22 protein-coding genes and 2 pseudogenes are annotated in these 23863 nt (G+C 50.0%); 9 read left to right on the top strand and 15 right to left on the bottom strand.

Annotation, left to right across the window (positions count from 1 at the left end; translation table 11 throughout):
- The first annotated feature begins 7 nt into the window (after window positions 1-7).
- Window positions 8-3514, top strand: coding sequence for a pilus assembly protein PilC (locus HRU77_07750; protein ID QOJ20596.1), 3507 nt, complete (start codon window positions 8-10; stop codon window positions 3512-3514).
- A gap of 52 nt (window positions 3515-3566) precedes the next feature.
- Window positions 3567-4028, top strand: a complete 462-nt coding sequence (locus HRU77_07745) for a type IV pilin protein (protein ID QOJ20595.1) — start codon at window positions 3567-3569, stop codon at window positions 4026-4028.
- A gap of 84 nt (window positions 4029-4112) precedes the next feature.
- Here the strand turns inward: HRU77_07745 and phoU are convergent, their stop codons facing one another.
- From phoU to yaaA, 4 genes are all read right to left on the bottom strand, one after another.
- Window positions 4113-4820: a phosphate signaling complex protein PhoU gene (gene phoU / locus HRU77_07740; GenBank protein QOJ20594.1), complete on the bottom strand. Its 708-nt coding sequence runs from the start codon at window positions 4818-4820 to the stop codon at window positions 4113-4115.
- Between the two features lie 69 nt (window positions 4821-4889).
- A complete protein-coding gene (gene rpiA, locus HRU77_07735; protein ID QOJ20593.1) occupies window positions 4890-5549 on the bottom strand; it encodes a ribose-5-phosphate isomerase RpiA in 660 nt (219 codons plus the stop codon).
- 87 nt (window positions 5550-5636) lie between these two features.
- Window positions 5637-6017 carry a nuclear transport factor 2 family protein gene (locus HRU77_07730; protein QOJ20592.1) on the bottom strand — a complete coding sequence of 127 codons (381 nt, stop codon included), beginning with the start codon at window positions 6015-6017 and terminating at the stop codon, window positions 5637-5639.
- Window positions 6018-6058: 41 nt separating this feature from the next.
- A complete protein-coding gene (gene yaaA / locus HRU77_07725) occupies window positions 6059-6841 on the bottom strand; it encodes a peroxide stress protein YaaA (protein ID QOJ20591.1) in 783 nt (260 codons plus the stop codon).
- A 144-nt stretch (window positions 6842-6985) separates the two neighbouring features.
- On the opposite strand from yaaA, the gene HRU77_07720 reads away from it, so the two are divergent.
- From HRU77_07720 to HRU77_07710, 3 genes are all read left to right on the top strand, one after another.
- Window positions 6986-8473, top strand: coding sequence for a DegQ family serine endoprotease (locus HRU77_07720; protein ID QOJ20590.1), 1488 nt, complete (start codon window positions 6986-6988; stop codon window positions 8471-8473).
- Between the two features lie 83 nt (window positions 8474-8556).
- A complete protein-coding gene (locus HRU77_07715) occupies window positions 8557-9732 on the top strand; it encodes an amidohydrolase (GenBank protein ID QOJ20589.1) in 1176 nt (391 codons plus the stop codon).
- A gap of 110 nt (window positions 9733-9842) precedes the next feature.
- The gene (locus tag HRU77_07710; GenBank protein ID QOJ20588.1) at window positions 9843-10655 is read left to right on the top strand and encodes a transposase family protein; all 813 of its coding nucleotides are present in this window, start codon (window positions 9843-9845) and stop codon (window positions 10653-10655) included.
- Window positions 10656-10814: 159 nt separating this feature from the next.
- On the opposite strand, the gene HRU77_07705 is transcribed toward HRU77_07710, so the two are convergent.
- The 3 genes and pseudogenes from HRU77_07705 to HRU77_07695 form a co-directional block, all read right to left on the bottom strand.
- A complete protein-coding gene (locus HRU77_07705; GenBank protein ID QOJ20587.1) occupies window positions 10815-11501 on the bottom strand; it encodes a macrocin O-methyltransferase in 687 nt (228 codons plus the stop codon).
- Between the two features lie 227 nt (window positions 11502-11728).
- A pseudogene (locus HRU77_07700) lies at window positions 11729-12007 on the bottom strand (transposase).
- Window positions 12008-12016: 9 nt separating this feature from the next.
- Window positions 12017-12440 (bottom strand): annotated as a pseudogene (locus HRU77_07695) (transposase family protein).
- 18 nt (window positions 12441-12458) lie between these two features.
- Between HRU77_07695 and HRU77_07690 the strand changes: the two are divergent.
- Together HRU77_07690 and HRU77_07685 are read left to right on the top strand one after the other, a co-directional pair.
- Window positions 12459-12707, top strand: a complete 249-nt coding sequence (locus HRU77_07690) for a type II toxin-antitoxin system Phd/YefM family antitoxin (protein QOJ22101.1) — start codon at window positions 12459-12461, stop codon at window positions 12705-12707.
- Window positions 12697-12993, top strand: coding sequence for a type II toxin-antitoxin system RelE/ParE family toxin (locus HRU77_07685; protein ID QOJ20586.1), 297 nt, complete (start codon window positions 12697-12699; stop codon window positions 12991-12993). Before HRU77_07690 ends, HRU77_07685 begins: the two co-directional genes overlap by 11 nt.
- A gap of 112 nt (window positions 12994-13105) precedes the next feature.
- Here HRU77_07685 and HRU77_07680 read toward each other — a convergent pair whose 3' ends face one another.
- The 7 genes from HRU77_07680 to mfd all read right to left on the bottom strand — a co-directional run bounded on the left by HRU77_07680 (window position 13106) and on the right by mfd (window position 19022).
- On the bottom strand, window positions 13106-13504 hold the full coding sequence (locus HRU77_07680) for a PIN domain-containing protein (GenBank protein QOJ20585.1): 399 nt from the start codon (window positions 13502-13504) through the stop codon (window positions 13106-13108).
- On the bottom strand, window positions 13504-13698 hold the full coding sequence (locus HRU77_07675; protein QOJ20584.1) for a type II toxin-antitoxin system VapB family antitoxin: 195 nt from the start codon (window positions 13696-13698) through the stop codon (window positions 13504-13506). Before HRU77_07675 ends, HRU77_07680 begins: the two co-directional genes overlap by 1 nt.
- A 164-nt stretch (window positions 13699-13862) precedes the next feature.
- Window positions 13863-14117, bottom strand: coding sequence for a type II toxin-antitoxin system RelE/ParE family toxin (locus HRU77_07670; protein QOJ20583.1), 255 nt, complete (start codon window positions 14115-14117; stop codon window positions 13863-13865).
- Window positions 14095-14316 (bottom strand): ribbon-helix-helix protein, CopG family, encoded by a 222-nt coding sequence (locus HRU77_07665; protein ID QOJ20582.1) that lies wholly within the window; start codon window positions 14314-14316, stop codon window positions 14095-14097. The genes HRU77_07670 and HRU77_07665 overlap by 23 nt, the downstream gene beginning before the upstream one ends.
- A 252-nt stretch (window positions 14317-14568) precedes the next feature.
- Window positions 14569-14925, bottom strand: coding sequence for a hypothetical protein (locus HRU77_07660; GenBank protein QOJ20581.1), 357 nt, complete (start codon window positions 14923-14925; stop codon window positions 14569-14571).
- Window positions 14926-14972: 47 nt separating this feature from the next.
- Complete coding sequence (locus HRU77_07655) at window positions 14973-15419, bottom strand: hypothetical protein (protein ID QOJ20580.1); 447 nt, start codon at window positions 15417-15419, stop codon at window positions 14973-14975.
- A 144-nt stretch (window positions 15420-15563) separates the two neighbouring features.
- Complete coding sequence (gene mfd / locus HRU77_07650) at window positions 15564-19022, bottom strand: transcription-repair coupling factor (protein QOJ20579.1); 3459 nt, start codon at window positions 19020-19022, stop codon at window positions 15564-15566.
- Window positions 19023-19289: 267 nt separating this feature from the next.
- Here mfd and HRU77_07645 point away from each other — a divergent pair, with 267 nt between their 5' ends.
- Together HRU77_07645 and HRU77_07640 are read left to right on the top strand one after the other, a co-directional pair.
- Window positions 19290-20123, top strand: coding sequence for a hypothetical protein (locus HRU77_07645; protein QOJ20578.1), 834 nt, complete (start codon window positions 19290-19292; stop codon window positions 20121-20123).
- 371 nt (window positions 20124-20494) lie between these two features.
- On the top strand, window positions 20495-21094 hold the full coding sequence (locus HRU77_07640; GenBank protein ID QOJ20577.1) for a histidine phosphatase family protein: 600 nt from the start codon (window positions 20495-20497) through the stop codon (window positions 21092-21094).
- A gap of 11 nt (window positions 21095-21105) precedes the next feature.
- Here the strand turns inward: HRU77_07640 and HRU77_07635 are convergent, their stop codons facing one another.
- Window positions 21106-23796 carry a DEAD/DEAH box helicase family protein gene (locus tag HRU77_07635; GenBank protein ID QOJ20576.1) on the bottom strand — a complete coding sequence of 897 codons (2691 nt, stop codon included), beginning with the start codon at window positions 23794-23796 and terminating at the stop codon, window positions 21106-21108.
- Window positions 23797-23863 lie beyond the last annotated feature (67 nt).

The following is a 23863-nucleotide window of genomic DNA, read 5'->3' as shown; positions in this document are numbered from 1 at the left end:
AAAGATCATGAAGAAAATAGGCATTACAACAGGGAATGTGATTGGTTTCTTACTAGCTATCTTGACTGATAACGTCCAGGCATTACCTCCGCTTTCCAATATTCCGCTTTTTCTGGGAGGGATCATTTCTCCAAATGTCATGTTCACGCTTGATGATTCCGGGTCGATGCATTTTGAGATCATGCCGGAAGATTTGATTGTTCAAGACGCGCGCTTTATGTTTCCTCGCGCGTCGAGTGTTTATGGCGCAGCTGATTACAGCAACTATGTTGTCGATTTTGACCCTGCGAACAAATACGCGGCTTCATTGCGTTCCAGTTATGTCAACAAGATTTATTATGATCCTGCAGTAAGATACCAGCCATGGAGTAATGCGGACGGGTCGCTGATGAGTAACGCTAACCCAACCTGTGCTTACCATAATCCGCTAAATACCGCGGCCGGTTGCCGCAATCTTACGATCAACAATACGCAAACTGCGCGCTGGTTGCAAAATAACGGAACACTATCTTCCAGTGGATCCAAAACTTTTTATCCAGCTGTTTATTTCAAATACAACTCTGGCAGTATCAATGCGGCCAGTAGCTATACCGAGGTTAAAATTACTTCTACTACCGCTACCTACACCGGTGGAGCAAATCGTACAGATTGCGTTGCTGCACCCACCTGCACATATGCCGAAGAAATTCAGAATTTTGCCAATTGGTATACGTACTATCGTTCGCGCATTTTGTTGGCGCGCGCAGGAATTGGCCGGGCATTTGCAGCACAAGGAAATACCATGCGTGTCGGCTTTGCCGCTATCAATAAAGCTTCTACAACAATCGACGGGGTGGCGACAACAGTCGTAAAAACTGGCGTAAGGCAATTTACCGGTGCCGATAGAACAAATTTTTTTACCAATCTGTATGATCATGATATTCCAGCAGCAGGCACACCGCTGCGGGAAGCAGTATTAGCGGTAGGAAATTATTTCAAGAGAACGGATGATAAAGGCCCTTGGGGTCTGACACCCGGCACTACCGGCGGTACGCAACATGAATGCCGGCAGAATTATAATATTCTGATGACAGATGGCTACTGGACCGAAGGTTCCGTGTCAGGTTTGGATAATTCCGATAATTTATCCGGTTCCACCATAACCAATAACTCTTCGCCTGCAATTCCGGCGACTTATACCTATTCCCCGGCCCTTCCTTATTCGGATGCTTATAGTGATACGTTGGCTGACGCAGCGATGCAATATTGGAAGAATGATTTGCGTACGGATTTATCGAACAAAGTGCCAACCAATCCTCACGACCCGGCTTTCTGGCAGCACCTGGTAACTTTTACCGTTGGCTTGGGCGTGACGGGTACACTGACTGCATTACCTTCCGGGGCAGCAACTTGGCCGGATCCGACATCGGGTGATGCGGTAAAGATCGATGATTTGTGGCACGCTGCTGTAAACGGAAGAGGGGAATTCTTTAGTGCCTCGGATCCTGTTGCATTTTCCAATGCATTGACCAGTGCGCTTAAAACTATCGTGGCACGGACAGGCTCAGCGTCAGCGGTAGCAACCAATTCAAATTCATTAACGACAAACGGCCGTGTTTACCAAGCAAGATTTAATAGCGGCGATTGGAGCGGACAGTTATTATCGATCCCGGTTAGCTCTGCCGGAGTGCCTGGTACTGTCGAATGGGATGCCGGACAAGTTTCACTTGCATCGGGAACAATTGCGCCGGCTTCTCGTGTCATTATTACAAAAGGCAGTAGCGACGGAGTTTCATTTGAATATGCTAATTTAACCGCTGCACAAAAAGCTTTCCTCAATAAAAATGCTGCAGGTACTACGGATAATTGTGGTACGGAGAGGGTGGCGTTTTTACGGGGAGATTCGGCGCATGAGGGTGCAAGTGGAACGTTTACATGCGCCAGCTCCACTTCCATCAATAATTTCCGCACTCGCCCAAACAGTAAATTGGGAGATATTGTTAACTCAGGTCCAATTTATGTCGGAAAACCTATGGCAGGTTATTCGGATGTCGACCATCCCGGTTACGCATCATTCAAGAATAGCTATAAGGATAGAACTCCAATGATATATGTTGGCGCCAATGATGGAATGTTGCACGGATTCAATGCTTGCATTGCCGGAGTAACGGCAGGGTGTACGGTTGCAAATGCCGGTAAAGAACAACTGGTCTATATTCCGAGTACGGTTTATGAAAATCTAAGCAGATTAACAGACAAAGATTACACTTCCAATCATCGCTATTTTGTCGATGGCTCTCCTATGACGGGTGATATTTATTCAAGCTCCACTTCGAGCTGGAAAAGTATCCTTGTCGGCGGTATGAATGGCGGCGGTCAGGGTTACTATGCACTGGATGTTACGAATCCAGCAGATACATCAAAGGCGGCGCCGACTTTTACTACAGCAAATGCGGCAAATATACTGTTGTGGGAGTTTACCAGCGCTGATGATAGCGACATGGGTTATAGTCATAATTTGCCGCAAATTAACTCATTTACCGGTCAAGCGGTGCAAATCGCTAAAATGGAGAACAATCGCTGGGCCGTGATAGTCGGTAATGGCTATAACAGTACGGGCGGCAAAGCGGTTCTTTATATCCTGTTTATTACCGGAGGAGAGGATGGCAGCTGGACCATCGGGACGGATTACATTAAGTTGATTGCCGATTCAGGTACTGGCAATGGCCTTTCGACACCGACACCGTTTGATACTAATGGCAATGGCAAGGTCGATGTGATTTATGCCGGTGATATCAAGGGCAACTTGTGGAAGTTTGATGTCAGCTCGGCCACACCCTCAAGTTGGAATGTGGCAATTGGCGGGACACCTTTATTTGTATCCGGTACATCGAAACCGATCATTGCCCCGCCTTCCATAAGCTTTCATCCTAAAGGGGGCCGGTTGGTTTTATTCGGTACAGGAAAATACCTGGAAACTGCCGATACTACCAGCACCAATACTCAGACAATCTACGGGGTATGGGATAATAATACGGCAGCAACGGTAACGGCAGATGCGCTAGTTCAGCAAGTGATGACGGATGGGACGACCAGGACGGCGACGCAAAATGCGGTATCCTATTCAACCACGATTAAAGGGTGGTATGTCAATTTGCCGGTCAGTGGCGAAAGAATTACAGGTGTGCCCAGTTTGGAAGACGGGATTTTTGTGTTTGCTAGTATTGTGCCTTCCGCATCGCCTTGCGACTTTGGCGGTAGAGGATTCGTGAATGCAGTCGATTTCCTGACAGGAGGCATGCGTTCTTCACCATCATTTGATACCAACAGGAATAGAATTCTCTCGCTAGATGATGGACTGTCAGCGGGTGTAGAAATTGGATTTTCTGTGGGGGGAGTTACGCGAATCAGAGGATATGAGCAGAGTGATATTCTTGTTTTCTCGAATGTAAATGGTGAAACCGGTCTGACAACAACAGCAAAAGGTGCTGCCGGGCTACGGGGCAGGGTCACGTGGCGAGAGCTGATGCATTGAAGTAAATTCAATGAGTATAATGAAAATTAGATTGCAGGAGATCAAAAGGACTATGAATTCAACTTCCTTTTCATTTAAGGCTGCCGGCCTTACTTTGATTGAGCTTATGATAACGGTTGCCATTCTTGGCATTCTCGCTTCAATCGCGTTTCCGTCTTACCAGAACTACGTGAGACAATCTAACCGTACCGTTGCAAAGTCATTACTCTATGAGAATGCGCAATTCATGGAGCGCTTTTATTCCCAGAACAATCAATATGATGCGAAGGTAGGTGCCAATGGTATAGCTAATACCGGCGGAGATGATATAGCGGTTACATTACCGGTCACGCAATCGCCGAGAAGCGGTACAGCACAATATAATATCTCGCTTCAAGCAGTAGCAGATAATACTTTTATATTACAAGCTGTTCCGGTTGGTTCAATGGCCGGTGATATATGCGGCACACTAACTTTGAGTAATACAGGAGCCCAAGGTGCGGGTGGGAGTATCGCAGATTGCTGGAATCGTTGATTCCAATTCGGTAAGACTTAAAATTTATTTAAACATGCTGTTCCCCGTGGTTTTACCACGAGGTTTGTTTATTGCATGCCTTGCTTATTCCTTGATTTCCTGTTCAATCTGATCGGCTGTTACGTGGCGCACATCCTTGCCTTTTACCATATAAACGACGTATTCGGACATATTTTTGGCGTGATCGCCGATGCGTTCAATGGCTTTGGCGATAAATACGATTTCCAGGCAAGTGGAGATTTTTCTTGGATCTTCCATCATGAAAGTAATCAACTGGCGCAAGATGGAACGGAATTCTTCGTCGACAAATTCATCCTGCCGGACAATTTGCGCAGCTGCATTCAAGTCCAAGCGGGCGAAGGAATCGAGTGCCTTATGCAACATGTCCATGGCGATACTGGCAACATGCTTGACCTCGTTAAAGCGTGGAATGTGCATACGATCTGATGAGTAGATCAATTTTGCCATGCGGGCAATTTTTGCGGCTTCGTCGCCAATGCGTTCCAGATCCGTGATTGTTTTAATCACCATCATGATCATGCGCAAATCGCTTGCCGTCGGCTGTCTGCGCGCAATGATCTGATTGCAGATCTCATCAATCGAAACTTCCATTGCGTTGACACGGTGATCGCGGGTAATAACCTGATCGATCAACTCTTCGTTACCACTCGTCAGCGCATCGATCGCATTCTCGATTTGTTCTTCAACAAAGCCGCCCATTTGCAAAACACGCGTGCGTACCTCTTCAAGATCAGCATCGAACTGCTTGGAAATATGTTCTTTATTTGCCATGGATTGCCTTTTGAGGGTTTCGAAGCTTGTAACTTTATAGTGTTAATTGCTTAGAATTGATATTGTTAATCAAACAGTAATTGTCCGTACACCGTTATCGGTTCCCAATAATAGCGTATTCGCCGGGCGCCGGGCAAAAAGGCCGTTGGTGACAACGCCGGTAATCTGGTTAAGTTTTGCTTCTAGTTCCACCGGATTCATGATTTGCAGACCATGTACATCCAGAATGACGTTGCCGTTGTCGGTGGTGAAGCCCTGGCGTAATGCTGGATGTCCGCCCAATTGCACAATCTCGCGCGCGACATAACTGCGCGCCATCGGTATGACCTCAACAGGCAGCGGGAAGTTGCCAAGAATATTCACCAGTTTGCTCTGATCGGTAATACAGATAAACTTCCGCGCCACCGCTGCGACGATTTTTTCCCGGGTCAACGCACCGCCGCCGCCTTTGATCATATGCAAATGCTCGGTGATTTCGTCCGCACCGTCGACGTACACAGGAAGGTCGATGACGTTATTCAGATCGAGTACTTCGATACCATGACCTTTAAGGCGCTGCGCCGTTGCATCTGAGCTGGCGACTGCGCCCTCGATTTTATTTTTGATTTTGGCTAATTCATCGATAAAGTAATTAGCCGTAGAACCTGTACCTACCCCTACGATACAACCAACCGGAATATGCTCGATCGCAGCCGCTGCAACTGCGCGTTTTTGTTCGTCTTGTGTCATTGTGATTTTATTTGGATAAAAAAATTGATATAACCTATGAGGATAGCGTTATCCGCGAATTTAAACAATGCTTTCGGTAATAAGAAGTCAGTCAATTCTGGGAAAATCGTCCGGTTTGTAGACGGCGATATGTCTGATCAATCCTGCCGGTGTGAAATAAATGCGTTCTAACCCTCGTCGTTCGACGTGCTCGTTGGAGGAAGCATCGGTGCCGGTCATTGTGAATGCAAACTCCGCACCCTCATTGCCAATGTCGAGATACTCTGCTACATCCCAATGGGCATCGGGAAAACGCTCGAAGAAGCTGATCATCATCGTATGAATGGCGTCACTGCCTTTATATTCACCAAAATAAGCGGAGTAATAGGTAGCATCAACCGCGAACAATGGTTTAATCAGCGCGAGGTCGTGATTGTTGGATAACGTAACGTAGTTTTTTGCCAGTTCTGCGGGTTTATTCATGTGCATCGATTGAATCTTGCCGGGAAGTTAAAAATCATCGGTGCGGGTTATGCGGACTTGGATTCAGCGCGAGTAAAAATCCATTCATCCTGAGAGCTATCCGCTTTACTGAACCGATAGCCCGCTACATCGAAGTTTTTAATGGCGTCAGGCTCCGTGAGTTTGTTCCGGATAATGTATCGGCTCATCATACCGCGCGCTTTCTTGGCGAAGAAGCTGATAATTTTGTAAACACCGTTTTTCTGATCCTTGAAAACAGGGGTGATAATGCGCGCGGTGAGCTTGCTGGGTTGGATGGACTGGAAGTATTCGTTGGAAGCGAGATTGATCAAGGTGGTGTCGTGTTGTTCTGCCAAATCCTGATTGAGGGCGAGGGTGATTTTGTCTCCCCAGAATTCGTACAAGTTATTGCCGCGCGGATTCTTGAGTTGCGTACCCATTTCCAGCCGGTACGGCTGCATCAGATCCAACGGACGCAACACGCCGTACAAGCCGGACAGCATGCGCAAATGTTGCTGTGCAAAAGCCAGCTCTGCCGTGGTCATGGTTGCCGCATCCAAACCGGTGTAAACATCGCCTTTGAAAGCAAATATCGCTTGCTTGGCATTTTTCAGGGTGAACGGCCGCTGCCAGGAAAAATAGCGATTGGAGTTCAACACGGCCAGTTTGGGGCTGATCGACATCAATGCGCCGATTTGGTCGGGTTCCAGTTTTCTGAGGGTATCGATAAGCTCCGCGGAGTCGTCGAGAAAACCCGGTTGGGTATGTTCCTGTGTGCCGGGTGGTGTTTCAAAATCCAGCGTTTTGGCCGGTGAAATAACGATCATCATAGAATTTCATTCCGAAATAAAAAATACTATCAGATTTGATCATGGCACGAGGGTTACTTGTAATTTGCGTTGAGAGCCCTAAACTATAGCTGGCCCAATCTATCAAACACTGCTGTTGTATTTTGTCGATCAGAGGAGCGAATCATGTTTGCATATCGAAATTTATTTATTCTTAGTATGTTAGCGTTGCTGCTACCGGTTGATTTATTCGCGCAGCAGGGCAATGGTGTGGAAAGTCTGCGTCAGACCAGCAAAGCGTTTGCCGAAGTGGCGCGCAAGGTTTCGCCATCGGTGGTGTTGATCCAGGTTGAACGGGAAGCCGAGGCGGCGCAAATGTCGCCGTTCGGTTTTCCGTTTGGTAACGGGGATGGCGATAACTTTCCGTTCGGCGATGATTTTCTCCGGCGCTTCTTTGGCGATCGTTTACCTGATTCTCCCCGCTTTAATGCGCCAGGGAAGAAACAACAGCAGGGCAAGCAACGCTCGGTTGTCGGGCAAGGTTCCGGCTTCGTTTTTGCCGCCAATAATAACAAAACCTACATTCTGACCAATAATCATGTGGTCGAAGGGAACGATAAAATCAGCGTCAAGTTTCTCGACGGCCGTGAGTTTGAAGCCAAAATCAAAGGAACCGATCCCAAGTCGGATATCGCCGTGATCGAAATCGAAGCCAGCGGTCTGCCTGCAGTGCAAATCGGCGATTATTCCCAGTTGGAAGTCGGCGAATGGGTGGTCGCCATCGGCAATCCCTTCGGATTGAGCCACACTCTGACGGTCGGTGTGGTGAGCGCGAAAGGCAGGACTTCGCTGGGTATTAACGATTATGAAGATTTCATCCAAACCGACGCTGCGATCAATCCCGGCAATTCCGGCGGGCCGCTGGTGAATCTGGACGGCGAAGTGATCGGCATGAATACCGCCATTTTCAGCCGCAGTGGCGGTTACATGGGCATCGGCTTTGCCATTCCGATCAATCTGGTACAACGCATTGCCAATCAATTGATCGAAAAGGGTGAAGTGGTGCGCGGTTATCTTGGCATCATGATTCAGCCGCTGACCGCCGACTTGGCCAAATCGTTCGAATTGAAGAACGAGAAAGGCATTCTGATTGCTCAGGTGACGAAAAACTCGCCGGCTGACAAAGCGGGGCTCAAAGCCGGGGATGTCATCGTCAACTTTCAGGGGCGGCCAGTGAGCGAAGTGGGCGATTTCCGCAATCAAGTCGCGCTGGAGCAACCGGGCAGTAAAGTGGAGTTCGACATCGTCCGCGACGGCAAGCAACGCAGCATTACCGTAAAGATTGATAAGATGACCGACAATAAACTGGCCGCGCAAGAATCATCGCAAGCCAGCGAGAAGTTGGGCCTCGCGGTACAAACGATCACCGCCGATCTGGCGAAGCAACTGGACATCAAAGCCGGAAAAGGCGTGGTTGTTACCGAAGTGGCGCCCGGATCGGTCGCAATGATGGCCAGCATCAGCCGCGGCAGCGTGATTCTGGAAGTGAACCGCAAAGCGGTCAATACCGCTGCGGAGTTCGATCAGGCGGTGAAAAACAGCGCCAACAATAAGGTGCTCCTGTTGGTGCGGGATGACGACGTGTCGCGCTATGTGGTGCTAAGCTGGCGCTGATTTGCACAAGCTACCACAAAGTTCTTTGGCTGTAGCCCACGTGTTACGGCCAAAGAATGACTACAAATTTCTCTTAATCGACTATGAACATTGCTCCGGAAATTCTGGCGCTGCATGCCGACATGCAACGCTGGCGCAGACACATCCACCAGCATCCGGAAACGGCGTTTGAAGAAACCGCAACGGCCCAATTGATTGCCGATCTTCTGCAACAAGCCGGGATCGAAGTGCATCAAGGGCTGGCGAAAACCGGCATCGTCGGCGTGCTGCGCCGTGGCAACAGCCGTAACAGCATTGCGCTGCGCGCCGATATGGATGCGCTTTATATCCAGGAACAAAACCGCTTCGATCACGCTTCCTGCCACAGCGGAAAAATGCACGCCTGCGGCCACGACGGGCACTGTGCCATGCTGCTCGGTGCAGCGAGTTACCTGACCAAGCATGGTCGCTTCGACGGCACCGTGTATTTTATTTTCCAACCGGCGGAAGAATGCCGTGCCGGGGCGTTGCAAATGATCGACGAAGGCTTGTTCGAGCAATTCCCGGCGCAGCGGGTGTTCGGCATGCATAACTTCCCGGATGCACCGGTGGGGCATTTCGCCGTCAAAACCGGTCCGATGATGGCATCGTTCGACTGCTTTGAAATCACCTTAAAAGGTCAAGCCACCCACGCGGCCATGCCGCATCTCGGTAACGATGTGCTGGTGGCAGCGGCGCACCTGGTCACGCAACTGCAAACCATCGTCAGCCGACGGATCGATCCCGCCGATTCCGCGGTGGTCAGCGTCACGCAAATACACGGCGGCAACACTTGGAACGCGCTGCCGGATGCCGCTGTCATTCGCGGCACCTTCCGCAGCTTCAAAAATGCCGTGCGCGAGCAACTGGAACAAGGCATCCGTCAACTGGCGCAAAGTGTCGCGCAGGGTTTTGGAATTCGCACCGACATCCTGTTTAACCCCGAAAACCCTGGTTACCCAGTTACTGACAACAGCCCGGATGAAACCGCCAGCGCCATCCGCGCCGCCATCGCCGTTGCCGGTGAGCCATGCGTCGACACCGCACCAACTCCCAGCATGGGTGCCGAAGACTTTGCCTTCATGCTGCAACAAAAACCCGGCTGCTACATCTGGATCGGCAACGGCAGCTCGCAAGGCAATTGCTTGCTGCATAATCCGAACTACGATTTTAATGATGACATTCTGCCGCTGGGTGCGGCGTATTGGGTGAAGCTGGTGGAGAATGAGTTGCCAGAGTAGTCTTTTCGAGACCGATTAAAAAACCTATAATCAGGTCTCTTAGAAAACTTTTAAAGGATTAATTGTAAGAATTTCTAGCGTTGTTTACAGTATTCAGGAGAATACTGTAGATGAACATACACAAACGCACTCGCTTAACATTATTGGATCGTCAGGAAATCTGGCGGCTGTATCAAACCCGGCTGTGGAAGGTAGTTCAGCTGGCAGAATACTTTCACGTCAGCCGGCCAACGATTTATGACGTACTGAAACGAGCCAGACTCCAGGAATTTACTCCGCGTAGCAGTACCAATCAGCGCTTCAAGACACTGCAGTATGGCCTCAAACGTTTGGCTAAAGTAGAGCAAACCATCCAGGAACGTCTCAAGCGTGAAGCGAAGCGCTATAACAAATCTTATCCGGGCGAGCTCGTTCACCTCGATACCAAGCGGCTTCCATTATTGAAAGGACAGTCTGCCAATAAACCTCGCGAGTACCTGTTTGTGGCCATCGATGATTTCTCCAGGGAATTGTATGCCGATATCTTCCCCGATAATACTCAATACAGCGCCGCTTGCTTTCTCATCGCTACTGTTGCCCAATGTCCTTATCAAATCGATTGCACTTATTCCGATAACGGCACGGAATTTAAAGGAACTGACGATCATGCTTTTGTCAAAGCTTGCAGGCAACACGGTATCGGTCAGAAGTTTACTCGTGTCAATCGTCCTCAAACCAACGGCAAAGCTGAGCGGGTCATCCGTACCCTGATGGACATGTGGCACAGTAAGATTCACTTTAAAGACAGCGCCGATCGACGCATTCAGCTTCTCCGTTTCATTAACTTCTACAATACCGTTAAGCCTCATAAGAGTTTGAATAATGCTACCCCTTATGAAATACTCTTCGCTTATTTCAATCAACCTCTCTGTAAACAACCCTGAGATTTCTTACATCATTTTTATATTAGCAGTTTCCTGCCATATAACCATTTACAATTATTTACACCCCCCTTTAAAGGGGCTCTAGCGATAAGCCTCCGGCCTTGTCGAAGATAATTTAACTTTGGGACAGCTCGAGCCGGTGCAATTCATCCGCGATACTCACTGCATCCTAATAGCAATCTCTAAGTGATTCCGTGTTGCAGCAATAACAGAATAATTACGCATATAGGCGGCGCAGTAATCTTCCAATGCTCTAAACTCATGCATTACGCTGTAAAACTCATCGAATATGATAATAGTGCCGGGTTTTATAATGTTGTTTGCACGAGTTAACATATATAAAGTTGAGGAATACAAGTCGGAATCGTTATGAATGACTAACTGTTCTTTAGAGCTATATGCTTCGAGGAATCCTGGGAGCGTATCTTGAAACAGCCCTTTAACAAAAGATATGCGCACATCGTGCAACTGTGGTGGCTCTCCATTCGTATCAAATGTTGACCTTTTAACCGTTCTGGTCAATTCTATCCAGTCCTCCGGTAATCCAGTGAAGGTATCAAATCCAACGAATCGTGAGTCGGGATTAGAATTAAGGTTTGAGAAATACTTTATGGTGTCGCCTTTGTAAACACCGAATTCTAAATACTGTATTGGCCTACCACAGAAGATCTCATTATTTATATAATCATAAATTGCATACCTTGAGTTGAATATCGGGTAACTCCCGGCATGTTGTTTACGCCATGTCTCAAGCTTTGGTCTGTAAGCCAGTGACCTAAGTCGCTCGGAATCCGGCAATATAGCCAATATGATCTTTTTTACCATGTTCCGTATTATTGTAATCATGATTTAATCTATTCTCCTTGATGTTTAATCGGATAGAAGAAACAAGCATCCTTTACTCATTATACGCAAACCAGATGATATTTAGGGAAGCGCTGAACAATTAGCGGCTTTCAGATTTTTCGGTATTACTGCCAGTTTTTGAACACGAATTCCCGGTAATTCATTTTTTAGCAGCGTTTTGCCGTCAGATTCCCCCTGTTTCTGAATCGCCCCGGGATTTCCGGAGACTATTTGTCTTGAGTCAAACCGTATTGGTTGGCTCCCTTAGTTGGCGATAAATATGCCATTTCAAATTCTGCCGGCGGAATATTTCCGATCGACTCCAGTAACCGGCGATTGTTAAACCAATCGACCCATTCCAAGGTCGCAAACTCCACATCGTCGATATTGCGCCAAGGGTCGCGATGTCGGATAACCTCGGTCTTGTATAGTCCGTTAACTGTTTCAGCCAGCGCATTGTCATAAGAATCCCCGACGCTACCAACAGAAGCTTCAATATTGGCCTGTAAGAAATCTCAGGGTTGTTTACAGAGAGGTTGATTGAAATAAGCGTTGAGTATTTCATAAGGGGTAGCATTATTCAAACTCTTATGAGGCTTAACGGTATTGTAGAAGTTAATGAAACGGAGAAGCTGAATGCGTCGATCGGCGCTGTCTTTAAAGTGAATCTTACTGTGCCACATGTCCATCAGGGTACGGATGACCCGCTCAGCTTTCCCGTTGGTTTGAGGATGATTGACACGAGTAAACTTCTGACACGATACCGTGTTGCCTGCAAGCTTTGACAAAAGCATGGCCGTCAGTTCCTTTAAATTCTTTGCCGTTGTCAGAATAAGCATAGTCGATCTGGTAAGGACATTGGGCAACAGTAGCGATGAGAAAGCAAGCGGCGCTGTATTGAGTTTTATCGGGGAAGATATCGGCATACAATTCCCTAGAAATTCTTACAGATTAATGATGACGCATCGAATACTTGCCGAGGTATCCGCCAGCATTTCCGAATTGAAAACGAATCCCATGAAAGTTGTGGCCAGCGGTAACGGTATGCCGATCGCGGTGTTGAATCGCAATGAACCCGCCTTTTATTGCGTACCGGCCGCAGCCTACGAAGCCATGATGGAGTTACTGGATGACGCGGAACTGCTGAAAATTGTCAAAGAGCGCATGGACGAACCTGCTGTCAGTGTTTTGCTCGATGACTTATAACCTGAAATTCAAACAATCCGCGCTCAAAGAATGGCAAAAATTGGATCACACCACTCAAGTGCAATTTAAAAAGAAACTCAAGCAACGACTCGAAAATCCTCACGTTCCATCTGCCGCATTGTCCGACGCGCAAAATATCTACAAGATCAAATTGCGTCAACTGGGTTACCGGCATGTTTATTCGGTTGAAGATCAAATGATTACCGTTGTAATCATCGCTATTGGCAGGCGCGACCGTAACGAAATTTACGATATCGCGCTATCGAGAATGCGTGGCAAAGCCTGACGATTGGAATAATCGATGCTTTGAACACCCGATGGGTGCAATACTCGCAAGGATCTGCACTTTTTTCCGATTGATCGATGCGCCTCCTCGCAGTCAGCAACATCCTACCGGGCTAAAAAGAGCTATGGCGATAGATTTTGCGTTTGATAGAGAGGACTTGGCTCAGCATCAGGAAGTGCTTGTCGAGTGAAAATACTTCGCAGGAATTTTCTGCTGCATTTTGTGCAATGATGAGATCGGGAATACCGATGCCGTTTGATCCTGATTTTAAGCGCAACCATTGCGATTCGATAATATCGCCCCAATCAATTTTCAACGGGATTCGTTTAATTTCGCTCAATAGTTGGATTACTTTTATGTGGTGCTTCAGTTTCAAAAAAGGAATCAATTCGGCCAGAATCAAATCATTGGTCACGATAATGTCTAGGTCGATCAGAACATCCAATTCGGCTGATTGATGACCGGATCGAAAATAGTCGATCCAAACCGAGGTATCGACCAGCACCAACATTACCGGCGTGCTCGAATGCTATCAAGATCGATATCCAGCTCGATCTTCCCTTTGAATTGCTTCAGCTCGGCAATTTTTGCTTTCCGCACCAATTCCTCCAAGGCCAGCACAATCACCGCTGTTTTGGTTTCAGCTTGAGTGACGCGCATTGCTTCGCTCAACAACTGCTCAGGTAAATCTAATGTAGTTCTCATGATGTTTCCTCCTGCAATGCATAAGAGTGTAGGGAATTATGCATATCGGATCAAGACTGATTATTTGATTTGACTGTCTGTGAAAAGTGAGAAGCATCAGCTGATTGACGCGTCTCCTCGCAGTCAGCGCATCCTACCGGGCTTGAAAAAAGATTTCATTAAACTCACCGGTACACTTCACGGCGATGGCCGATGCGAATAACCAATACCGTTAATTGCTCATCGTGCGCTTCATAAACAACCCGATAAGAACCGATGCGGATGCGGCGAAGCCCGGAGTATTCACCTTTGAGCACGCCGCCAGCCGCTGGGTTTGTTTTGAGTTGATCAATCGCTTCGATGATGCGGAGCCGATCTTCGTGCGCTATGTTCTTGAGTGATTTAAGCGCGCTTTGCTTAATGCTGACGGAGTAGATCATTCTTTACAATTTCCCAGTCCAACACGGGGTCGGCGGGGTCGCGCAGCACTTCAACGGCGCGAGAAATGTCTTCAAAGTCGTCGAGGTAATATTCGACAGCTTGTCTGATCACATCGGCGCGCGTTCGATGTAATTTTGCGGCAGCTTCATCCAGCGCGGCGATTAACTCATCCGGTAATCTTGCAGATATTTGACTCATTTCAAATTCCTTGTTTCAATTTTGCAATGTCAATGGAACTCACTGAGTGTCACGATAACGCAAGCATTTCTATTTTGCAATTTAATCGCTAACGTCCAACTCCTACATCAACTCTGTAATCCGCATCACCTGCTTATTCACAGTCTCGATCTGCGCTTGGATTTTCAGCCGTCCTAGTTGGAGAGAGTATCTATCGGACTGATTGATGCGCCTCCTTGTAGTCGGCACATCCTACCGGGTTGGGCTGCCTGGTTATGCCCGCCTTACCCATTTAACAGTTATTACGAACAAGGTAATTGTCAATATTGGTAATGATACGAAGGAAAAATACCCGACATCACTAAATCCGGTCTGAGAGCAAATGAACCGGCTGGACTGGTAAGGCTCATGAATAGTTTCGTAAAGCGAAACATAGCCCAGTGTCAATTTGTACCAGAGAATCATCCAGTCAGGCGTGGATGATCCTTCAAATGTTCTAATGTCCAAACACGAAGATTTGTCTACCTGAGAAAAATATAAAAGATTGGAAATAATGACCCAAGCAACACTTGTAGCTACAAGTAAGCGGTTCTTGTTAATTAATTCTTTTGCTTTTTCAAGCTCTCTCATGATTGCTCCTCGTTAGCATATTTGTGTTCAATGATTCTGTAAGCAAGTCAGAGTTCGGCAACATTGTCAAATACATGTGACTGAAGTAGCTTGATCTCTTCCAGGAGTAGGTCAAGCGGTGGAAGTCTAAGCGGATGTTTTCGTCGGTACTCAGTACGCTTTCGCGTGTATGCACCGGCAAGAATTTGTATGTATTTTGTAGATACGGTGATGGGCAATCCCTTTAGCCGGGCGCGTCTGACGAGCAATTTTAGATCGTGACCGTAACGCTTTGCAAGAATCTCAATACTGTCACCATGCTTGAACAGCAGGCTCTTGAGCATTAGCTCAGCGGCGTGGCCGGCTAGGTAGTATGTAACTAACGAGCAGCCCATCCGAGTAGGAGAGGTATTGAACAAAACAATGGCGGCCTCAAAAAACTCAGATGAGAGCGAGTAAAGGGTCGCTTCATCTTCAAAATCAGGCAGCGGTGGTGCGATCGATTTAGGAGGCATAATTACTAGAATTAAACATCCGAAATGACGAAAGAGAATGCATCAAGTGCAAAATTTATTCCAAGAATCAGCATGCTGCCTACTTTATGTTCATGAAAATGCATCACTTCTGAAATAATAAGTCGATGGAATGATTGTCTTCATTCACCCCAACTTCTGCATCAATTCCTTAATCCGCATCACCCGCTTATTCACATCCTCGATCTGCACCAGAACTTTTAGCCGATCCTGGCCGGAAAGCGAGTATTCGCGACTGCTTTGGATCAGTTGGATGATTTTTAGCGGATCAATTGGCGGGTTGGGGATGAATTGCACTTGGATGCTGTCGGCGCTGGCGTCGATGCGGGTGATGCCGAGCGGTTTGGCGATGATGCGCAGGCGGTGGCAGTCGAGCAGGGCGCGGGCGGGGTTGGGCAACAGGCCGAAGCGGTCGATCAGTTCGCGTTGCATGTCGTCGAGCTGATCGTTGTCGGCGCAGTTGGCCATGCGCTTGTACAGTACCAGGCGTTCGTGAATGTCATGGCAGTAATCCTCCGGCAGCAGCGCGGGCACGTGTAGGTTGATTTCGGTGGCGACGCCGAGCGGATGCTGCATGTCGGGCTCCTTGCCTTGCTTGAGCGATTGGATCGCGGTGTCGAGCATGGTGCTGTAGAGGCTGAAACCGATTTCCTGCATTTCACCGCTTTGCGATTCGGAGAGCACTGCACCGGCGCCGCGGATTTCCAGGTCGTGCATGGCCAGATAAAACCCGGAGCCGAGTTCTTCCATCGCTTGAATTGCTTCCAGGCGTTTTTTCGCTTGCGCGCCGAGCGCTTCTTCCGGCGGCGTCAGCAAATACGCGTAAGCCTGGTGATGCGAGCGCCCAACCCGACCGCGCAACTGGTGCAATTGCGCCAGGCCGAATTTGTGCGCTTCGTTGATGATGATGGTGTTGGCGCTCGGGATGTCGATACCGGTTTCGATGATGGTGGTGCACAGCAGAATGTTGAAGCGCTGCTGGTAAAAATCGCGCATCACGTGTTCCAGTTCGCGTTCCGGCATTTGCCCGTGCGCAATGTTGATGCGCGCTTCCGGCAGCAGGCCGCTGAGTTTCTCGTACATCAATTGAATGCTGCTGACCTCGTTGTGCAGGAAATAAATCTGCCCGCCGCGTTTCAGTTCGCGCAAGCACGCTTCGCGCACGATGCCCATAGAAAAGCTGGTGACGAACGTGCGGATTGCCAAGCGGCGTTGCGGCGCGGTGGCGATGATGGAGAAATCGCGCAAGCCTTCCAGTGACATCGCCAAGGTGCGCGGAATCGGTGTCGCGGTCAGTGTCAGCACGTCGACTTCGGCGCGCAGTTTTTTCAGTTGTTCCTTTTGCCGCACGCCGAAGCGATGTTCCTCGTCGATAATGACCAACCCGAGATTCTTGAAATGCACGTCTTTTTGGATCAGTTTGTGCGTGCCGATGATGATGTCGATCTCGCCTTTGGCCAGACCGGCAATTGCTTGCGTTTGCTCCTTGGCGGAGCGGAAGCGCGACAATTCCGCGATCCGCACCGGCCATTGATCGGCGATCAGACCGAAGCGGTCGGAGAAATTCTGGAAGTGCTGCTCGGCGAGCAGTGTGGTCGGCACCAGCACCGCGACTTGCTTGCCATCGGCGACGGCGATGAATGCCGCGCGCAACGCCACTTCGGTTTTGCCGAAACCGACATCGCCGCAAATCAATCGATCCATCGGTTTGCCGGAGGTTAAATCCGCGATCACGGCCTTGATCGCCGCAGCCTGATCCGGCGTTTCCTCGAAGCCGAAGCCTTCAGCGAACGCTTCGTAATCGTGTTGCTGCAATGTGAACTGGTGGCCTTGACGCGCCGCGCGCTGCGCGTACAGATTCAATAATTCCGCCGCAGTGTCGCGCACTTGCTGCATCGCTTTGCGCTTGGCTTTGTCCCATTGGCTGCTGCCGAGCTTATGCAACGGCGCGGATTCCGGCGCGCCGCCGCTGTAACGGCCGATCAAATACAATTGCGACACCGGCACGTACAGTTTGTCACCACCGTCGTATTCCAGCGCCAGAAATTCACTCAGCTCGCCCGGTTCGCCTTCGCCGACATCCATGCTGACCAAGCCGAGGTAGCGGCCGATGCCGTGCTGTTCGTGTACCACCGGGTCGCCCGGTTTGATTTCGGACAAGTCGCGCAGGATGTTGTCGGTTGACGTCGATGATTTGCGCGATTCGCGTTCGCGGCGGCCATGCAGGTGCGTGGCGTACAGTTCGCTTTCGGTGATGAAGGCGATTTTCGCGGCTTGGTCGATAAAACCGGTATGCAGCGGTGCGACACCGAGCATGAACGGCTCTTTGCTGTCCAGAAACGCGGCGAAGTCTTGGCAAACTACCGGGTGCAGATCGTATTGCTGCAAGTATTCGGCGACCAATTCGCGCCGCCCGATGCTTTCTGCCAGCAGCAGCACGCGCCCGTCGTTCATTTTGAATTGTGCGGTGAACACCGCCAGTTTTTCCAGCGGGTTTTCCGCGTGCCGGTTGACTTGCACTGGCGGCAGTGGCGCGTTGGTGTTTTCGCCGGTGATTTTGACATCTTGCGGTTTGACCAGCAGTTCGATACGCGCGTACGGTTTGATCTGAGCGAAAAAGCTGTCGCCGCTCAAGAACAGTTCGGTGGGCGGCAGTAGCGGCCGGTCGCTGTCGCCGCGCATCAGTTGGTAGCGCGATTGGGTGTCGCGCCAGAATTCGTCGATCACCGGACGGACATCGTGGTGTAAACAAAGCAATGTATCGTCCGGCAGATAATCGAACAGCGTCGCGGTTTGTTCGAAAAACAGCGGCAAATAGTATTCGATCCCGGCAGGCGTGCCGCCTTTGCTGATGTCTTTGTAGATCTGCTTTTTCGACGGATCGCCTTCAAATTGCTCGCGGAACTTGCCGCGGAAAAACGTGCGTCCGGCTTCGTCGAGCGGGAATTCGCGCGCTGGCAGCAACCGGATTTCGTTGACCGGATAGATGCTGCGCTGGGTATCGACATCGAAGGTGCGGATGGTGTCGATGTCGTTGTCCATCAGGTCGATGCGGTACGGCAGCGGGCTGCCCATCGGAAACAGATCGATCAAGCCGCCGCGCACACTGTATTCACCCGGCGAGAAAACCTGCGTGACATGCGAGTAACCCGCCAACGTTAATTGGCTGCGCAGCGCGGCGACGTCCAGGGTTTCGCCTTGCTTGAGGAAAAACGTATGTGCGGCCAGATATTCGCGTGGCAGCATGCGGTACAACGCGGTGGTCAGCGGTGCGATCAATACATCGCACGCGCCAGTCATCACTTGATAGAGCGTCGCCAGCCGCTCGGAGACCAGATCGTGATGCGGCGAAAAGGTGTCGTACGGCAGCGTTTCCCAGTCCGGCAGCAAGTGCGTTCTCAGGCCGGGCGCGAAGTAGGGAATTTCTTCCAGCAGCCGCTGCGCATCGAGCGCATTGGCGGTGATGATCGTCACGGGTTTTGCTTGTTGCGCGAGCTGCGCCAGGAACAAAGCGTCGCCGGAGCCGGCAAAGTCGGCATGGCGCGCGATCGCGCCGGGCGCGGGTAAAGTGAGTTTCTGTTGCATTTTTAGTATCAGTTGCCTGGTTGTGCTAAAAATCATAGCCGGCAACACTGCTTCTCAGTCAAAATTTGCCTATTATATGCCAGTTCCAAACTGTCTTATCGCGTGCAAAGGGCGATGAACGCAGCGGCCCGGGGATTAGTGCCGGGTTTCACGGTTTTTTTACAGTTTTAATTTATTGGCAACAACGTTATGCTTATTATGCGTAATCGATATTTGCTGGATTGGTAAAAAGGGTTAACCGGGAATAACCGGTCAGACAGAGAAAAAATGAGCGCTTTTATAAAACTGAGCCTAGGATGGATGGGGCAAAAAATGATTCTGCTTACTTGCAGAATCGTTGCGTTTGCTTGCCTGACTTCTCCAGTTTTTGCGCAAAATACATCCGCCATGCTATTGACCGAAGAAAATCAGCAAAAAATCGAACTGGCCGTGTGGAAGTATGCCGTTGATACGCCGCTGCTGCTGAAAACAATCGACTGGCTCCGCGAATTGACACAAGATTCCCGGGAATCTGCTGCGTTTGCCGAGCTTTCCCGCCTGCAGTTTATGGAGGCGCAGCTTGAGCGCAACAAGAATCGCCGTGTTCAATTGTTTAAGAATTGTGTTGTCGTCGCCGACCGCGCGCTTGCGCTGAATAAGAACGATGTGCGCGGACTTTTCTGGAAAGCCGCGGCGATGGGCAAAATGGCGGAAGACAGCGGCATGGTGAATGCACTGCGCATGCTCCGCCCGATGGAAAATTTATTGCTGAAAGTGGTCATGCTGGACGAGCAATACGAAAACGCCGGAGCGCATCGCGCGCTGGGCCGCATCTATCACAAATTGCCCGGATTTCCGGTCAGCTTCGGCAGCAACCAGAAAGCGCTGATGCACTTGAAGCGGGCGCATGAACTGTTCCCGCGCGATGTCATTACGCGCGCTTTTTACGCCGAACTGCTGTACGACGAAGGCAGAAAAGATGAGGCGCGCAAGCATGCCGATTTCGTGCTGGCGACCCCGATCGCCGACGAAGATGCCTTGGAATTTGCCGAATACGTCGATATTGCGCTGGCTGTGATCAACAAAACCGGCGGCTCGGAATTTAAAGTGGGTAATAAATAGGCAAACCGCAAAAATTTCTTTTTGCCGCCTGCACCTTTTCTCCTTGCTTAACCCGCTGCATACTGATCTCTCAAGCTTCCCCAAGGAAACGCTGATTAATTGACTGCACGAGCGAATCGATTCGTTGCACGGTACTCACTCCCTCGCCTATCTTGTTGATATGTCTCGGTCACTGCGTCCCGTGCGTCTATCGCTTCATCTCGTTCGCCGAATTAATCAGCGTTTCCCTGACTCCCCCCAAAAAGCAGACTTGCTGCTACCAAACTTGCAGCGCAAGTGCCGCGGGCGGTTTACTTTTTTGCTTCGACTCGCTTCCACGCCGGTCAAATCGGCTAAACTACCGCATCTATCCAATATTCCGCCGAACTTTTATGACAGAAACAGTGATTGATTTGATCCGCCACGGCCAACCCGCCGGTGGACGCCGCTATCGCGGCCACGGCGTGGACGATCCGCTGAGCGAGAAAGGCTGGTCGCAAATGTGGCATGCCGTCGGCAGCTACAATGACTGGAACCGTATCATCACATCCCCGTTGCAGCGCTGCCAGGCGTTTGCGTTTGCACTCGGTGAACGCCACGGGATCGATGTTGCGATTGAATCGCGCTTCAAGGAAGTCGGATTCGGCGCGTGGGAAGGATTGAGTCACGATGAAATCAAGATCGGCCGCGTGGCGGAATATCAGGCTTTTCTGCGCGATCCGGTCAACCGCCGCCCAGACGGCGCGGAACCGCTCGAGGATTTTATGCAGCGCGTTGGTTGCGCCTATGAAGAAGTCATCGAACGACATCGCGGCAGCCATGTCCTGATCGTCGCACACGCCGGCGTGCTGCGCGCGATTATCGCCAGAACCGTGCATGCCTCTCCGTCCGGTCTGTATCGCATCAAAATCAGCAACGGCGGCATCACGCGCATCCGCGAAACCGCGGAAGGCGGCGTGCTGGAGTTGCTGAATGGAAAGCTGTCCGGTTGAATTGCAATTTTTTATTCCGAGCTTTCTTTGTATGTAACAAAGCTCTTTACAAGTTCAGCAAAAGACTTGGGTTGATATTTTTTGAAGTTTTCTTCATCTACATAGACAAAATCATATTTAACAGCAGATTGTAAGTGATTCATGTCATCGCACCACTGCTTCAATCGCTGCGTTTTTAAAGGCACGTCCAAATCGGCCTGACCTTTGGTTTCAACGATCACGATTTCATGGCCGTTCTTTTTTACGATAAAGTCCGGGTAATAATTGGCTATATCACCGTTCGCATTGACGTAATCGAGCTTGAAATGCACCGCCAGATAATTTTTGGCATACGACTCGACATCGCTGCAATTCTCAAGAAAGCTGGCAAACTGCAACTCAAAGTGACTATCGCCAACAATACGATTGAACACGCTCTTTTTCGCCATCAGATAACCCTGATCTTTAACGATGAATGGACGCGTTTGCCGCAGTTTGATGGTGTCGCGGATTTCCGCGTTGCCTTTGTCGCGAACCGTCAAATCGTTAACCGCTTTTTTGAATGTTTCGATCACGGTCTTGGTGGCGGCCAGTTCCGATAAATTGCGCAAAGTGTTCGGCGATTCCAGATCGGCCGGTTGATCGAACAAGCTATCCCGGACAAAGCGCTTGATTTTTCCGTACAGCACATCGTAGCCGCTGATCAACCGTAACTCCTTCATCACGGTTTGCGCAAAGTAACCGATTACGCTGCGGTAGTCCGCGATACCGGCGGAATCCAGCATCGTGGTATGCGTGATTTCACCGGTCGTGATGTCCTTGAACACAATTTCACGCTGTTCCGCCTCGCTGAATTGGTGATACGTCACTTTCTGGAATGGCATCGACGCGGCATTCAGATCGGCCAAATTCTTGTATTCCCGGTAAACGCGCGGCGTCAGCACCGGGATTTCGATATCCAGCGCGGCAATGTCTTTTTGTTCATTGCCGTGATCCACTTCGATCACCAGCGGCGTTTTGGGTTTTGTGCCATCCCCCATCGCTTTGCGTTCCAGTTCGACGCCCTCGGCCTGGATCGACTCGACGAAATCCATGAACGCATCGGTGCCGATGACACTGACATATTCTTCCACATCACCCGGGTACATCTTGCGCAAACCGCGCCCCAATGTCTGCTCCGGCAGAATGTTGCTTTTCGCCGAATACGCACGCAATCCGACGATGGTCGTGACGTTGCGCACATCCCAGCCTTCCTTCAGCATCAGCACGGATACGATTGCCTTGTACGGGCTGGCGGCATCGTCGATTTGATTCGATTGCTTGCGCAGCGCTTCCAGTTCTTCCTTGGCTTTGCCGCTGGCGGCTTCGGAAATCTCGCCGTTGTTCTTGGTGTGAATCACCAATACCGCGCCTTTCAATTCCGGATAATGGCCTTCCAGGTACTCCGCCACATCGTCGCAATTCCGAGTGTCGTCGGTCATCACGAACAAAATCGCTTTCTTGTTCAATTTCTGGTGTTCGGCATACGCCTTGCGCCATTCGATCACACCCAAGTCGATATAATCCGCGTACTTCTCGGTATATTTGGCGCTTTGCCGCTCCGCCAGCTTGGCGCGGCTGGCGGCGTCGGGCAGCACCGGATGTTTGACCACGTTCTGCCAGATCGCTTCCACCAATGGATAATCCGCCACCGTTTGCACGAAAATCGCACCGTTGTTGTGCTTCGGCGTCGCCGTCACATCCAGTTGCAAACTCAGCGCGCCGCCTTTTTGCAGCAAGCGGTTGTGAATATCCTGAATCGATTGGAACCACGCCAATCCGGCGTCGTGAATATGGTGCGCTTCGTCGTTCAGAACCATCAATTCATCGATGTCGCGCACGATCATGCCCAAATCGACCTTGGAATCGGTCGTCGCGCCGCTGGGCCGTTTTCCCAAAAAATAATCCATCGTGTTGTCGTCGTCCGGCGACGGCGGAATATCCTCCCCGGCGTATACGCGGTGAATATTGGTCAGAAAAATATTGCCGGTGGAGTGCGTAACGCGCACCTGATCCTGCACATGCAGCGTCAGTTGAAAATCGTCGCGCCAGTTGCGGCCGTCGAAACCGTTATCGGGAATCGCCGGATCCTGGAAGAAAATGCGCAAACCCTGGAAATCCTTGTAAATGCGGTCGAGCACGATGATGTTCGGCGCAATCACCAGAAAATTGCGCGCCAAAGTGGAATCCGGTTCGTATGTTTTGTGAAAAAAACTCCATGCCAGCGCCAGGCTCATCACCTTGGTCTTGCCGCTGCCAGTTGCCATTTTGATCACATAGCGCCGCCAGGTTTCGTCGAACAGCTGCGCCGACACCCTGCCGCTGCTGTCAAAGCGCATCAAATCGAATTTGTCTTTTGCATGGACGACATCGTAAAGATAAACGATGGTTTCCAGCGCTTCCCGCTGTGCGAAGAAATAACGGAACTCTTCCGTCGCGCCGTCAAACCGGGGCAGTAAGTGCGGCCCTTTGAACCACCAGTTCAGCAAACTTTTGCTGGTCGCGCTGACGCCTGCATAGCCGCTATCGCGGAACTCCTTCACTTTCTTGCGCAACATCGCCACCAGCGGCGGCATCAGCTTATCCATGCTGCTTTCGCGTAGCGCTTCGTCAGCGGGGAACCAGCGGATATCGGGATTTAAAATAGCATAAGGAGAACTTGGAAAATCAGGGTGAAGTGCCATTACGGATTCTCCGCTATCAAATCTCGGTACCTGTTGCTTGGGATATATATAGAAATTGACGGTTTTC

It is taken from the genome of Gammaproteobacteria bacterium, from assembly GCA_015709615.1.
GTDB lineage: Bacteria > Pseudomonadota > Gammaproteobacteria > Burkholderiales > Nitrosomonadaceae > Nitrosomonas.
Note: the sequence above shows the minus strand (reverse complement) of the source record. Positions and strands in the feature narration are given on the sequence as shown.

Coding starts and splice junctions, on each gene's coding strand:
- HRU77_07750 (QOJ20596.1), top strand. CDS start 8: ATGAAGAAAATAGGCATTACAACAGGGAATGTGATTGGTTTCTTACTA.
- HRU77_07745 (QOJ20595.1), top strand. CDS start 3,567: ATGAATTCAACTTCCTTTTCATTTAAGGCTGCCGGCCTTACTTTGATT.
- phoU (QOJ20594.1), bottom strand. CDS start 4,820: ATGGCAAATAAAGAACATATTTCCAAGCAGTTCGATGCTGATCTTGAA.
- rpiA (QOJ20593.1), bottom strand. CDS start 5,549: ATGACACAAGACGAACAAAAACGCGCAGTTGCAGCGGCTGCGATCGAG.
- HRU77_07730 (QOJ20592.1), bottom strand. CDS start 6,017: ATGCACATGAATAAACCCGCAGAACTGGCAAAAAACTACGTTACGTTA.
- yaaA (QOJ20591.1), bottom strand. CDS start 6,841: ATGATGATCGTTATTTCACCGGCCAAAACGCTGGATTTTGAAACACCA.
- HRU77_07720 (QOJ20590.1), top strand. CDS start 6,986: ATGTTTGCATATCGAAATTTATTTATTCTTAGTATGTTAGCGTTGCTG.
- HRU77_07715 (QOJ20589.1), top strand. CDS start 8,557: ATGAACATTGCTCCGGAAATTCTGGCGCTGCATGCCGACATGCAACGC.
- HRU77_07710 (QOJ20588.1), top strand. CDS start 9,843: ATGAACATACACAAACGCACTCGCTTAACATTATTGGATCGTCAGGAA.
- HRU77_07705 (QOJ20587.1), bottom strand. CDS start 11,501: ATGATTACAATAATACGGAACATGGTAAAAAAGATCATATTGGCTATA.
- HRU77_07690 (QOJ22101.1), top strand. CDS start 12,459: ATGACGCATCGAATACTTGCCGAGGTATCCGCCAGCATTTCCGAATTG.
- HRU77_07685 (QOJ20586.1), top strand. CDS start 12,697: ATGACTTATAACCTGAAATTCAAACAATCCGCGCTCAAAGAATGGCAA.
- HRU77_07680 (QOJ20585.1), bottom strand. CDS start 13,504: ATGTTGGTGCTGGTCGATACCTCGGTTTGGATCGACTATTTTCGATCC.
- HRU77_07675 (QOJ20584.1), bottom strand. CDS start 13,698: ATGAGAACTACATTAGATTTACCTGAGCAGTTGTTGAGCGAAGCAATG.
- HRU77_07670 (QOJ20583.1), bottom strand. CDS start 14,117: ATGATCTACTCCGTCAGCATTAAGCAAAGCGCGCTTAAATCACTCAAG.
- HRU77_07665 (QOJ20582.1), bottom strand. CDS start 14,316: ATGAGTCAAATATCTGCAAGATTACCGGATGAGTTAATCGCCGCGCTG.
- HRU77_07660 (QOJ20581.1), bottom strand. CDS start 14,925: ATGAGAGAGCTTGAAAAAGCAAAAGAATTAATTAACAAGAACCGCTTA.
- HRU77_07655 (QOJ20580.1), bottom strand. CDS start 15,419: ATGCCTCCTAAATCGATCGCACCACCGCTGCCTGATTTTGAAGATGAA.
- mfd (QOJ20579.1), bottom strand. CDS start 19,022: ATGCAACAGAAACTCACTTTACCCGCGCCCGGCGCGATCGCGCGCCAT.
- HRU77_07645 (QOJ20578.1), top strand. CDS start 19,290: ATGAGCGCTTTTATAAAACTGAGCCTAGGATGGATGGGGCAAAAAATG.
- HRU77_07640 (QOJ20577.1), top strand. CDS start 20,495: ATGACAGAAACAGTGATTGATTTGATCCGCCACGGCCAACCCGCCGGT.
- HRU77_07635 (QOJ20576.1), bottom strand. CDS start 23,796: ATGGCACTTCACCCTGATTTTCCAAGTTCTCCTTATGCTATTTTAAAT.